Source organism: Flavobacterium sp. 270, assembly GCF_004368785.1.
Classification (GTDB): Bacteria; Bacteroidota; Bacteroidia; order Flavobacteriales; family Flavobacteriaceae; genus Flavobacterium.
Genome location: NZ_SODM01000003.1, coordinates 167,482 through 181,187 on the forward strand (window position 1 = coordinate 167,482; position 13,706 = coordinate 181,187).

At 34.0% G+C, this 13,706-nt stretch carries 9 protein-coding genes and 3 tRNA genes; 6 read left to right on the plus strand and 6 right to left on the minus strand.

The annotated features are described in order from the left end of the window. Positions 1 to 11 precede the first annotated feature (11 nt). From rimO to EV144_RS12200, 3 genes are all read right to left on the minus strand, one after another. Positions 12 to 1,325, minus strand: coding sequence for a 30S ribosomal protein S12 methylthiotransferase RimO (gene rimO, locus EV144_RS12190; protein ID WP_134149165.1), 1,314 nt, complete (start codon positions 1,323 to 1,325; stop codon positions 12 to 14). Positions 1,326 to 1,541: 216 nt separating this feature from the next. Beyond that, positions 1,542 to 3,044, minus strand: a complete 1,503-nt coding sequence (locus tag EV144_RS12195) for an OmpP1/FadL family transporter (protein ID WP_134149166.1) — start codon at positions 3,042 to 3,044, stop codon at positions 1,542 to 1,544. Positions 3,045 to 3,089: 45 nt separating this feature from the next. Then, positions 3,090 to 4,088, minus strand: a complete 999-nt coding sequence (locus EV144_RS12200; protein ID WP_134149167.1) for a hypothetical protein — start codon at positions 4,086 to 4,088, stop codon at positions 3,090 to 3,092. Between the two features lie 101 nt (positions 4,089 to 4,189). On the opposite strand from EV144_RS12200, the gene proS reads away from it, so the two are divergent. The 5 genes from proS (at position 4,190) to rpsT (ending at position 6,454) form a co-directional block, all read left to right on the plus strand. Continuing rightward, positions 4,190 to 5,668 (plus strand): proline--tRNA ligase, encoded by a 1,479-nt coding sequence (gene proS, locus EV144_RS12205; protein ID WP_134149169.1) that lies wholly within the window; start codon positions 4,190 to 4,192, stop codon positions 5,666 to 5,668. A 77-nt stretch (positions 5,669 to 5,745) separates the two neighbouring features. Next, a tRNA-Glu gene (locus EV144_RS12210) sits at positions 5,746 to 5,817 on the plus strand. Positions 5,818 to 5,860: 43 nt separating this feature from the next. Continuing rightward, positions 5,861 to 5,932 (plus strand) — tRNA-Glu (locus tag EV144_RS12215). Positions 5,933 to 5,973: 41 nt separating this feature from the next. Beyond that, positions 5,974 to 6,045 (plus strand) — tRNA-Glu (locus EV144_RS12220). A 157-nt stretch (positions 6,046 to 6,202) separates the two neighbouring features. Next, complete coding sequence (rpsT, locus tag EV144_RS12225) at positions 6,203 to 6,454, plus strand: 30S ribosomal protein S20 (RefSeq protein WP_089051601.1); 252 nt, start codon at positions 6,203 to 6,205, stop codon at positions 6,452 to 6,454. Positions 6,455 to 6,633: 179 nt separating this feature from the next. Here the strand turns inward: rpsT and EV144_RS12230 are convergent, their stop codons facing one another. Together EV144_RS12230 and EV144_RS12235 are read right to left on the minus strand one after the other, a co-directional pair. Then, positions 6,634 to 7,047: a response regulator gene (locus EV144_RS12230; RefSeq protein WP_134149170.1), complete on the minus strand. Its 414-nt coding sequence runs from the start codon at positions 7,045 to 7,047 to the stop codon at positions 6,634 to 6,636. Positions 7,048 to 7,052: 5 nt separating this feature from the next. Beyond that, entirely contained in the window at positions 7,053 to 8,708 is a 1,656-nt protein-coding gene (locus tag EV144_RS12235) for a PAS domain-containing sensor histidine kinase (protein WP_243854660.1), read from the minus strand. Positions 8,709 to 8,929: 221 nt separating this feature from the next. Between EV144_RS12235 and typA the strand changes: the two genes are divergently transcribed. After that, positions 8,930 to 10,726 carry a translational GTPase TypA gene (gene typA, locus EV144_RS12240; RefSeq protein WP_134149173.1) on the plus strand — a complete coding sequence of 599 codons (1,797 nt, stop codon included), beginning with the start codon at positions 8,930 to 8,932 and terminating at the stop codon, positions 10,724 to 10,726. A gap of 156 nt (positions 10,727 to 10,882) precedes the next feature. Here typA and EV144_RS12245 read toward each other — a convergent pair whose 3' ends face one another. Further along, positions 10,883 to 13,672, minus strand: coding sequence for a T9SS type B sorting domain-containing protein (locus EV144_RS12245; RefSeq protein ID WP_166670568.1), 2,790 nt, complete (start codon positions 13,670 to 13,672; stop codon positions 10,883 to 10,885). Positions 13,673 to 13,706 lie beyond the last annotated feature (34 nt).

Consider the following 13,706-nt stretch of genomic DNA (forward strand, 5'->3'; position numbering starts at 1 on the left):
TTGCTGTAAATTTAAGCAGGTTCTCCGTATAAATCAAATTCTGTTGCCTCAATTATCTTGATATTAACAAATTCACCTGTTTTTACGTAATGTTTAGAAGCGTCAATTAAAACTTCGTTATCAACATCTGGACTATCAAACTCCGTTCTTCCCACAAAATGAGCTCCTTCTTTTCTGTCAATAATACATTTGAAAGTTTTTCCAACTTTTTCCTGATTCATGTCCCAGGAAATTTGCGACTGCAATTCCATGATTTCATTCGCTCTAGCTTGTTTTACATCGTCTGGAACATCATCTTCAAGCAAGTAAGCATGCGTGTTTTCTTCATGAGAATAAGCAAAACAACCCATTCTGTCAAACTTCATTTCCTGAACAAAATCTTTAAGAATTTCAAAATCTTCCTGCGTTTCACCAGGATAACCTACAATTAAAGTTGTTCTAATAGCCATTCCCGGAACGGCTGCACGGAAATCTTTTAATAATTGAGTCGTCTTAGCCTGAGTTGTACCACGACGCATAGATTTTAAAATAGAATCAGAAATATGTTGTAACGGAATATCAATATAATTACAAATTTTTGGTTCGCGTTTCATTAATTCCAAAACATCCATAGGGAAACCAGTAGGGTAAGCATAATGCAAACGAATCCATTCAATACCTTCTACTTTTGCCAATTCTTCAAGAAGTTCAGCAAGATTTCTCTTTTTATAAATGTCAAGTCCGTAGTAAGTTAAGTCTTGTGCAATTAAAATCAATTCTTTAACGCCATTTTTAGCGAGACCCTGAGCTTCTTTTACTAATTTTTCAATTGGCTGCGAAACGTGAGATCCACGCATTAAAGGAATTGCGCAAAAACTACAAGGTCTGTCGCAGCCTTCGGCAATTTTTAAGTAAGCATAATTTTTTGGAGTCGTAGTCAAACGTTCTCCTAATAATTCATGTTTATAGTCAGCTCCTAAAGCTTTCAATAATAAAGGCAATTCTGTTGTACCAAAATATTGATCTACATTCGGAATTTCTTTTTCTAAGTCTGGTCTGTAACGTTCCGATAAACATCCTGTTACAAAAACCTTGTCAACAAGTCCTTTGTCTTTTTTGTCAGCATATTCCAAAATCATGTTTACCGATTCTGCTTTTGCATTATCAATAAAACCACAAGTGTTAATTACAATAATGTTTCCTTCTCTTTCTGCAGGAGCCTCATGTTCAACTTCTTTTCCGTTTGCACGAAGTTGTCCCATCAGCACTTCACTATCATATACATTCTTTGAACACCCAAGAGTGATTACGTTAATTTTGTTCTTTTTTAAAGACTTGGTTCTCATACTTTTATAAATTGGAGTGCAAAATTACACTTTTTTATTCAAACAGCGCTTGTTTCCCTTTCTTTTAGATGTTTTTTATGAAGCTAATCCTGCTGTCCGCTATATCTTTTTCCTGCTAAAGGAGCAGGAAAAAGGATGCCGCTTCCATCAGGGCTAAAAAAAAATCCGCCAAGTAAAAAAACTTGACGGAAATTATTCAATCTATTTATTCCTTAATTACAATTCAAAAAGTAAAGTCAAAGAAACATTATTAAGTTTCGATGTAATGTTGGCTCCGTCTGTAAATCCGGTTGCAAAAAATCCTTGATTCGATTTTCTTTCCATATAAGAATAAGCCAAATCTAATTTTGTTCCTCCAAAGTTATATCCTAAACCTGCAGAATAACTGTTTAAATCTCCAATTGTAGTTCCGTTTTTGTACGGACTGTCTTCAAAACGGTAACCGCCGCGTAAACTCAATTGTTTTATTTTGTATTCAGCACCAATTCTTAATTCTCCAGCAGTAGTCAAAGTATTGCTGATAGCGCTGTTTAGTCCTCCGAAATTGGCATCATTCGTTGGTTTAAACTTGCTGTTGCTATAATCTTTAATAGAATAGTCAACACTAATTAAACCAGATTTCCCAAAAACGTAAGCACCACTAAAAGTCCATTTTCCAGGAGTTTGTAAAGTGTATGAGTCATAAACATTTACCAGATCAGGATTAACAGTTTTGTTGATCGGATCAGCACCATCTGCTTGTCTTGTAGTTGATAAACTTTGAGATACTTCATCATACAATTCATACCAAGTATTAGATTCGTAAGCTATACCAAGTCTAAAAGCCTCAGTAACTTTTCCGATAGCTCCAACTTGAAAAGAAAATCCATTTCCGTAAGTATATAAGTCATTGTTGAAACGTAAACTAGAAATTGTTTCGCCTGCTTCTAGTGGATGGTCATTATCTTCGTAGAAACTAGTAGATCTTCTGTAGTCGGTAACGTGTACATTTAAATTTGCTCCTATATATAAACGGTCTTTATATGAAGTTGCAAGGTTAAAACTTAATTTGCTATTATATCCAGTAGTATAAATTTCGTTTTCCTGATAATAATTGCCTCCAGCTGGTACATTAGAAGTATATTGTGTGTTTCCATCAGTATCGGCAACAGGGTTTATTACAAAACCATTATAACCAAAATAAGCTTGTTGCTCATCATAAAATTGATCTCTGTAAGCAATACCTGTAATGTCTCCCAAAGGAATTCCATTAGCATAAGCTAAAAAATAATTAGCAACAGAGTTTGTTGGATTTGTTCCTGAAGAAAAACTTCTGTTGTCGAAGTTGTTGGTGTTTTCGTAAGAAGCTCCAATGGCAATTTTCTTCCAGCTATTATTAGGATTTCGATCATTAAAAACAAAAATACCTCCGGCTTGATTTAAGATAAAAGAATTTTTGCTGTCACTTGATTGAGTTCCAAAATAATCAGAATTGTTTTTTGCGCTTTGATTGCTAAAAGTTACGCCAACCTGATTGTTGTTAAAAATTGCTGATCCAGCTGGATTCACGCTTATTGAAGATAAATCTCCCCCAACAGCCCCAAATGCACCGCTCATTGCTCTAAATCTTGCTGTTCCGGTTAAGTTGTCTTGTGAATATCGTACAGCGTCCGATACTTCTTGAGAATATGAGGCGCTAACAGTTAGTCCTGTTATTAGTAGGAATAATATTTTTTTCATTAGGATAGATTTTAAATTGAATTTTAGATTTGAAAAAGAAGGGAATTATCTTCTTCCTCCTCCGCCACCGCCAGATCTTCCACCTCCGCCGCCACCGCCAGATGATCTCATGCTTCCGCCACTGCTGTTTGAAGAACGTGATGGGCTAGGAGAGTAGCTTCTGCTTGAATTGCTGTTGCTGCTGTTGTTATAGTTGTAGCTTCTGGTTGTGTTACCGTTAGTATTACTGCTGGTTCTTCTATTACTGTAATTGTTATAGTTGCCACCATTATTATAGTAAGTAGCACTTCTTCTGTTTGTAAAAGTTGGACTGCTATTTCTGCTATTTACGCTTGAACTTCTTCTAAAATCAGAATATCCGTTAGATCTATTTGTGTAGCCTCTGTTTGATGTGTAGTTTCTGCTTGTAGCATAGCCTCCTCTGTTTGATGTGTAGTTTCTTCCTCCGTAATAAGCGGCAGAACCTCTTCTTCCGTAGCTGTAGTTGTAATTATTGTATCCGTAAGCAGGTCTTCCCCAGTATCCAGGGTAATAGCCTCCACCCCAGCCGTAACCGTATCCATATCCGCCTCCCCAGTAGTATCCAGGATAGCCCCAGCCATATCCTGGGTATCCCCAGTAACCGCCGCCGTAACCGTAACCCCATCCACCATAATAAGGATAGCCGAATCCAAAACCTACAGACCATGCAGGGTTAGAATAAACATTGATAGCTACATCGCTGTTACTGCTTCCCCAGGCTGGGTATGCTGCAGTTGCAGTTTCTGTACTGTCATTTTCGGCATAATTAGTATAATTATCAACATCAGTAAAGATTTCTGTTGGCTGATTATCGTCTTGCAATGATCTAAAGTAATCCTTATATTGATTGTTTGTGTTGGTGGTATTATTTTGAGCATACGTGTTTGCTCTATTACCATACACACCATCATTATCATTATAAGATGTGTTTTGGTAAGAACCACACGATGCTGCTAGAAAACTCAGAAATCCAATTAAGTAAAAATGAGTTGAATTTTGGCGAAGAGAAATATTAGTTTTCATATCTGTGGTGTTTTTTATTGTTGCACATTACAAAAATAGTTAGTTTTGTCAAACTATTTAGTTAAAATTATTAAAACAAAATTTGTGCCAAACTATTCAATATGAGTAAGAACCTCACTACAAGATCAGAAGATTATTCAAAGTGGTATAACGAGCTGGTTGTAAAAGCAGATCTAGCCGAAAATTCAGGAGTTAGAGGATGTATGGTAATTAAACCATACGGATATGCTATTTGGGAAAAAATGCAGGCTGAACTGGACAGAATGTTCAAAGAAACAGGACATCAAAACGCTTACTTTCCTTTATTCGTGCCGAAAAGCATGTTTGAAGCTGAAGAAAAAAATGCAGAAGGATTTGCAAAAGAATGTGCTATTGTAACGCATTACAGATTAAAAAATGATCCAGATAAACCGGGAAAATTAATGGTGGACCCGAATGCTAAACTAGAAGAAGAACTTATTGTTCGACCAACTAGTGAGGCTATCATTTGGTCTACATATAAAGGATGGGTACAATCTTATAGAGATTTACCTTTGCTAATCAATCAATGGGCAAATGTGGTACGTTGGGAAATGCGTACACGTTTGTTTTTAAGAACTGCTGAGTTTTTATGGCAGGAAGGACATACTGCGCATGCTACAAAGGTAGAAGCGGTAGAAGAATCAGAAAAGATGATGAATGTTTATGCTGATTTCGTTGAGAACTTTATGGCGATTCCGGTTGTAAAAGGTATAAAAACAGAAACAGAACGTTTTGCAGGGGCAGATGAAACCTATTGTATAGAAGCTTTGATGCAGGATGGAAAAGCACTGCAAGCCGGAACATCACATTTCTTAGGTCAGAACTTTGCAAAAGCTTTTGATGTAAAATTTGCTAATGCAGAAGGAAAACAAGAACATGTTTGGGGAACCTCTTGGGGAGTTTCTACTCGTTTGATGGGAGCTTTGGTTATGACGCACTCGGATGATCAGGGATTAGTACTGCCTCCAAATTTGGCTCCAATACAAGTTGTAATTGTTCCTATATATAAAACGGATGAACAATTGGCAGAAATTACTGCTGCGGTAAATGATTTAACGGCAAAACTTAGAAAACTTAGGATTTCGGTTAAATATGATGACAGAACGACACAAAAACCAGGATTTAAATTTGCTGAATGGGAATTAAAAGGAGTTCCTGTTAGAATTGCCGTTGGTCCAAAAGATTTAGAAAACGGAACTTTTGAAGTTGCAAGACGCGATACTTTGTCAAAAGAAGTAGTTTCTGCAGAAGGAATCGTAAATTATGTAAATGATCTTTTGGAGCAGATTCAAAAGGATTTATTTGATAAAGCATTGGATTATCGAAATACTCATATTACGGAAGTAAATAATTTTGAGGAGTTTAAAGAAATCTTAGATGGAAAAGGCGGTTTTGTATCGGCTCATTGGGACGGAACTGCAGCTACTGAAGAGAAAATAAAAGACTTAACAAAAGCGACAGTTAGATGTATTCCTTTGGACGCTGTTGAAGAGGCGGGAACCTGTGTATTTACTGGTAATCCGTCTACAAAAAGAGTGCTTTTTGCGAAGGCATATTAAAATTTTTTAATTTTTTTTACATCAGCTATTGTGCATCTTAAAAATAGATGTATCTTTGCATCCGCATTAGAGAAGCAGGCCCGTTCGTCTATCGGTTAGGACGCATGGTTTTCATCCATGTAAGAGCGGTTCGATTCCGCTACGGGCTACTACTTTTTACTGCGAAATGTTATTTAACTTGATGTTAAAAATGGCCCGTTCGTCTATCGGTTAGGACGCATGGTTTTCATCCATGTAAGAGCGGTTCGATTCCGCTACGGGCTACAATATTCAATTGATTAAAATTGAAAAAACTTAGAAGAATCGGTCTGTTCGTCTAGGGGTTAGGACTCCAGGCTTTCGTCCTGGTAACAGGGGTTCGATTCCCTTACAGACTACAAAAATTAGTTGTGAATAAGTTTTGTGAAATAAGGACTGGTGTCTCGGTTTTTATTTTATTAGTTAAAACCAAAGTGATTGTTTTTCAATTGTGGGAGGTTTTTCTTTTTTAACTAGTATTTATAAATTAATTATTACATCTAAAATTAAAAGAAAATGGCAAATCATAAGTCAGCATTAAAAAGAATCAGAAGTAACGAAAAAAGAAGAGTTCTTAACAGATATCAACATAAAACTACTCGTAATGCTATTAAAGCATTAAGAATAGCTACTGATAAATCTGATGCTACTGCAAAATTATCAACTGTAATTTCTATGATTGATAAATTAGCTAAAAAGAACATCATTCATGATAATAAAGCTTCTAACTTGAAGTCTAAATTAACTAAGCATGTTGCTAAATTGTAATTAATTACAATTTCCTAATATATAAAAGTCCTCTTTTAGAGGACTTTTTTTGTTTATATATTTTAGCATAAATTACAATTTTAAAAAAATCCAAATTCCAAAATAAGATTGGAATTTGGATTTTATGATTTCTAATACAGAGTTGGAATTTGGATTTTTTTAATTGGAATTTATTTAATCTAAAAGTCAATCTTCTTTTTAAGGTATTCCAACATTGGTTGTGTGATAGGTTTTGAGAGAAAATCGATTATAATAGGATATCTTTTTGCTTTGGCTAAATCTTCGGGATCAATTGTAGAGGACAATACAATTACTTTGGCAGTGTTGAATTCTGCGTAATCTGGTGAAGTAAAATGATCTAGAAATTCCCAGCCACCCATAACCGGCATATTTAGATCTAAAAAAATCAATTCGGGTTTTTTGTTTACTTTGTTTTTATTGTTAGTGTATTTTAAAGTATTAAAATGATGCAGTGCTTCTTCGCCATTTTGAGCTGTAATAACTTCTTTTGAAAATGCTGATTTTGCAATTACTTTTTTGCATAGCATCAATGTTATTGGGTCGTCATCAATGCATAAAATTTGCTCGAGCATGATATCTAATTTTTGAATGTTATTGTAAATGTCGTTCCCTTATTGACTTCACTGTCAATGCTAATTGTTCCTCCCATTGTTTCTACCTGCGATTTTACAAGGTATAAACCTAGTCCTTTGCTGTCTGGATAGTTATGAAATCTTTGGTATAGCCCGAAGACTTTATCTCGATTACGTTCTAAATCTATCCCGATTCCGTTGTCCTTAAAAGTTAGTATTGCTTTATGGTCTATTTGTTCTGCAATAATTGATATTTTTAATTTTCGGTTTTCTGATTTGTATTTTATAGAATTCGTTAATAAATTCAGTAAAATACTTTCTATGTATGCTTTGTTTGTGTTTAATAGTGGTACTCTTTCGAATTTCAGCTTAATAATGGGTTTGTGTAATTCAATTTGAAATGACAACTGGCTAAATACATTTTCGAATACTTCTTTTAAAGAAACTTCTTCTTTTTGCATCGAAGGGTTGTCTTTAATGATGATCACTTTAACCAAATCATTTATGGTTTCGTTTAGCAAATGCGTAGATTTGGTAAAACCAGCCAGAATTTCTTCTAGTTCTTCATTTTCAATTGGTATGTCTTCAATAAGATTTAAAAGTCCGATTAAATTAGATAAAGGTGCGCGTAGATTATGTGATGTGATGTAAGAAAACTGCTTTAAATCTTTGTTATTTTGTGTTAGTTCGCGAATAAGATGTTCTTTTTCGGTTTCTAATTTTTTCTCGTCAGTAATATCTCTTTGTATAGAAATCCAGTGTGAGATAATACCTTCGCTGTTAAAAATAGGAATCATCGAAAAACGAACCCAATATTCTTCTTTATTTTTAGTGTATGTAATAGTTTCTATTAAGCACTCTTCTTCGTTTTTTATAGCTCTCAAAAGTTTTTTTAATTCTTCTGAGTCAGATTTTGGACCTTTGAAAATGTTTGGCGATTTACCTATTATTTCATTAGATAAATATCCTGACATTTGTGAAAATGCTGGATTTACATACACTATTTTAGGGATTCTACGATTGACAGAATTTGCTTCTGTAATTAAAATCGAATCCTTAGATTGTGTGATTACGGTTTCTAAAAGCTTTAATCGTTGTTCTTCTTCTTTTTGTTTGGTAATATCCTGGATAGCACCTATCATTCTTATGGCTCTTCCGTTTTCATCTTTTAATAAAAAACCTCTGTCTAAAACATATTTATAAGTTCCATCGGCACATTTAAATCGGTATTGATCCTGCCATTTTTCGGTTTTTTGTTCAATAAATGAATATAATTTAATAGACATTCTAATGCTGTCTTCCGGGTGAATTTTGTCAAACCACCATTTAGATGTTTTTCCAACTTCAGATGGATTATAGCCAAAAACACCTTCGATTCCTTTGTTCCAGTTAATGCTGTCTTCTTGTATTTTCCAGTCCCAAATGGTATCACTTGTGGCTTTTGCTACAATATCATATTTTTCATTCGATTCTTTGAGTTCTTCATTTGTCTCCCTTAACTTTTCAAATACCGCAATATTTTTATTGTCGTTTTTAGAAAGTATTTGCTTGAAAATTAGGCCTGTAATTAAAATATACAGAATGTCTTTTATGAAAAATAGATAAAAATATTCTGTTTTAGAAAAGTAAGTAGTGAGAATTTTATGGCATATTATTGCCATAATTATAGATATGATAACGTAAATTAGAGTAATTTGGAGAGTTTTACTTTTCATTACTTCAAATATAGTTAAATTAACAATATGTATACAATAACTATAATTCAATTTGATATCAAAATTATATATTTACACACGTTAATTACTTGTCTTTACGCAAACTATCGTATAAACGTTTTTTATATCAAAATAAAGTGTACCTTTGCACCCATTAAAAATCTCAGATGGAATCTATTAGAAACATTGCAATTATTGCCCACGTCGATCACGGTAAAACCACTTTGGTTGATAAAATTATGTATCACTGTCAATTATTTCGTGACAACGAAAATACAGGTGATTTAATTCTTGATAATAACGATTTAGAGCGTGAGAGAGGTATTACTATTACTTCTAAAAACGTTTCTGTTCAATATAAAGGAACAAAAATCAATATTATTGACACTCCTGGCCACGCGGATTTTGGAGGTGAAGTTGAACGTGTATTAAACATGGCCGATGGTGTATGTTTGTTAGTCGATGCTTTTGAGGGGCCAATGCCACAAACTCGTTTCGTACTACAAAAAGCTATTGATTTAGGTTTAAAACCTTGTGTAGTTATCAATAAAGTTGATAAAGAAAACTGTACTCCTGAAGAAGTTCACGAAAAAGTTTTTGACTTAATGTTTGAATTAGGTGCTGAAGAATGGCAGTTGGATTTCCCAACAGTTTATGGTTCTGCTAAAAACAACTGGATGTCTGATCATTGGGAAAACGTAACTGATAATGTTGAAGCATTATTGGATATGGTTGTTGATAATGTACCTGCTCCTAAAGTATCAGAAGGAACTCCTCAAATGTTGATTACATCTTTAGATTTCTCAGCTTTTACAGGTCGTATCGCTATCGGTCGTCTTGAAAGAGGTGTGTTAAAAGAAGGAATGCCAATTTCTTTGGTAAAAAGAGATGGTACTGTAACAAAATCAAGAATTAAAGAATTACATACTTTTGAAGGTCTTGGACGTAAAAAAGTAATAGAAGTAATTGCTGGAGATATTTGTGCTATTGTTGGAGTTGAAGGTTTTGAAATTGGTGATACTATCGCTGATCATGAAAATCCTGAAGGTTTAGCATCTATTGCTATTGATGAGCCAACAATGAGTATGTTGTTTACTATCAATGACTCTCCATTCTTTGGTAAAGAAGGTAAATTTGTAACTTCTCGTCATATTAGAGAAAGATTGACAAAAGAATTAGAGAAAAACTTAGCTATGAAGTTAGGTGAAACTGATTCTGCTGATAAATTTATGGTTTTTGGTCGTGGTGTACTTCACTTATCTGTTCTTATTGAAACAATGAGAAGAGAAGGGTATGAGTTACAAATCGGTCAGCCACAAGTTATCATCAAAGAAATTGATGGTAAAAAATGTGAGCCAATCGAAGAGTTAACAATTGACTTACCAGAAAACCTTTCAGGTAGAGCAGTTGAATTCGTTACACTTCGTAAAGGTGAAATGCTTTCTATGGAAACTAAAGGAGAGCGTATGGTTGTTAAATTTAATATTCCATCTCGTGGAATTATTGGATTACGTAATCAATTGCTTACTGCAACAGCGGGTGAGGCTATTATGGCACACCGTTTTATAGGATATGAGCCTTACAAAGGAGAAATTGCCGGACGTAACAAAGGTTCATTGATTTCTATGGAAAAAGGAAAAGCTATTCCTTATTCTATCGATAAATTACAAGATCGTGGTAAATTCTTCATTGAGCCAAATTCTGAAATTTATGAAGGTCAGGTAATTGGAGAAAATTCTCGTGCAGATGATATGTCTGTTAACGTAACGAAAGAGAAAAAACAATCTAACGTTCGTTCATCTGGAAATGATGAAAAAGCAAGAATTATCCCTCCAATCATTTTCTCTCTTGAAGAAGCTTTAGAGTACATCCAAAAAGATGAATATGTTGAAGTTACTCCAAAATCTATTCGTATAAGAAAAATATATTTGACAGAAACTGATAGAAAAAGATTTAAAATCTAATCATTTTAAATTTCAATATAGAAATCCCAAATTCCAATTAGGAGTTTGGGATTTTTTTTTGGATTATAATTTTTGGTTTCAAGTTTGAAGTTTCAGGTTTCAAGTTTCAAGTTTTAGTTGGAATTTGGAATTTAAAAAATTGAAATTTAACCTTTCTTATCTTTTCAAACTAAAATGCCCTTTTGCTTCTCTTCCGTCTTCGAGTTTTATGGTAAACCAATAATCATCAGCAGGCATTTGTGCTTTGTTGTAAGTTCCGTCCCAGCCTGTGCTTAAAGGAGATAATTGTTTTAGAAGTTTTCCGTAACGGTCATAAATAAAGATTACAGCATTTTTGTAAATAGGATCATTTATCCCGCTAAAATTCCAATAATCATTATAGTTGTCATTGTTTGGTGTAAAGAATTTTGGAGCATTTAGAACCGCAAAGTTTTTTACAATTCTGCCACAGCCATCAATATTTTCGATAATTAATTGATGAAAACCTCCGGGAATATTTTGAAAGATTTCAGAATTCTGAAAACCAGTCGTGCCACCGTCCTGAAATTGAATCATATATTGATAATCTCCAGCATTATTTACATCTACAATAACTTCATTTAAAGTATTAAGATCATTAATTTCGAGATTATTGATTACTGCTAAATGAGATAATTTTACTGGAATTTCTAATGTTGCGCTACAATTAGATTTGTTTTTAACGCTGACGGTATAGTTTCCTTCCTGATGAATGTTGATTGTTGGAGTAGTTGCTCCGGTTGACCATTGATATTCATATTGATCGGTTTGAGCAGCTGGAATTCCGGATTGTAAAGTTAAAGATGGATTAGCCTGAGATTCGCAAATAACTTGTGGTTCTGGCGGCGTTAAGACAGGAACTGGATCTACAAATAAATCAAATTTTCCTGTTCCGTAACAGCCTTCACTATTTTCTGCTCTTATAAATACAGGTTTTGAGTTGGTTGTAATCGTATTTTTAATTTCATTTAATGATAATGAAGCATCATTTTCACTGTTATAAAAAAACAATTTAACATCGGCCGGTAAATTTAACTGTGTTTTAATTTGTTGTTTTTTCTGTTCTAAATCAAAATCAGCCTTTCCATTTTCTATTTCACATTTATGAAGATCTTCGGGCATAATTGAGATACTTGGATTTGCCTGTAAAATCACTGTTGTAATACTAAAGCAAGACGAATTGGGCTGTGTTACTTTTGCATAAAGCGTTTCTTTTTGAATAGTGTTTTGATAAATAATATTTAAAGATGCAGTATTATCAATATCATTTTCAGCCTCAGCTTTGGAATGATAATAGTATACTTCATAATCTTTATTGCCTAAAGAAATAGGTTCGTTAGCAGCAGAAAGATTAAAAGTGGCAAGCCCGTCTAAAGAATTATTATCCTGAGTATCACATTGAATTAATTTATAAGGCGTTGTCATTATAGTTGGCGTCTCATAAATAGTAATAACACGCTCTATTGGTTCTCTGTTTTCACCGTTTACGGTTTTAATCAAAGTCACTTTATAATCTCCAGCGCTGGCGTATGTATGATAAGCGTCTTTATTATTAGAAGTGCTTCCGTCACCAAAATCCCAATGTACATTATCAATTGTTTCTCCAGAATTGATAAAGAAATGAGTTGATTGTCCGAAACAATTAAACTCATAATCAAATGTGTAAAGGAATAAAGAGGTTATAAAAGGCGGAAGTCCAAGTTTAGAAATACCGCTTCTTAAATCAATTTTATTTTGAATGTAATTACAGCTCACGCCATCTGATTCCGGATTGTTTATTACTGATATATGAGTACTGTTGTCATCTGTAGTAGAATAACCGGCTCTGTAGATTTTTTCGTCTATAGCAAGTTGTAATGCTCCGGCAACATAATCGTTGGTATTAATGACTTGCATTGAACTTAAAACATTACTGTTTTTTAAGTCGTATTGAATTAAAGAGCTTCCTAAAGAAACGCCATTTGCAGGGTTATATCTGTTGAAGGTAACGTAAAGCTTTGCAGATTTTGGCGAAAACTCAACGCCATAAGGATTTGAATTGTCTAAAACTTTGAGTTCATTGCTTAATGTACCATTCGTGGCGTTAAAATCATACAGAATTACATTTCCGGTATTTCTGATGATCTGCCCGTTTATGGTGGTAACATTGGATTCTTTCACAGCCATGTTTGCCATAGCAATTTTTTTTCCGTTTGGAGAAGCTTTCAAATAACCAATAGCATTTGTATTATAACCTCCAAGCGGTATATTTTGAGAAAGTACTGTTGTAACCGGAGTTTTATTGATACCCGTTGTATTGATCTGAAAACTGTAAAAAGTGTTTTTGAAATGGGTTATTACCCAAAACGAAATTCCGTCACTGTGCTGTACAGCGGTAATTTTTTCAGAACATTTAAATTTTACATCTTCGCTGTTAGCAGGATCATACGTAATAAGAGGAACGTTTTTTTCTGTTGTGATATCGCCAGAATTGCCGTTTAACCGCATATCTACAACAGAATAATTTAAGCCGCTATTGGGAGGATCTTCATCATTAGCTGTATCTGGATCTACATTTTTAGGATTTGGTTCATCAACAGTAAAAATATAATAGATATTGGCGTCTTTGGGTTTTGGAACTATAATAGCAGATTGTGTACTAGAGCGATGGCCTAATAATCCACTTCCGTTTGGCATAACCTGATGGTTTCTGTCGTATACAATTGAACCATCAGTATAAAAAAGAAGATTTCCGTTTTTATCAGAAATACTCGTACAGCCTTCATTGGTAAATAGTTTTCCGTTGGTCAGGGGAACAGGATTTCCAGAATTGAAATCTAACCCCGCTCCATAACCAAAATACCAGATTGCCGCTTCTTTCTGGGCATAACTTGGCAGCGTAACTAATAACGTTAAAATAAGAAGTAAGAGTAATCGGATGGATTTCATATATTTTTGCATCACAATCAAATATACAAAACAA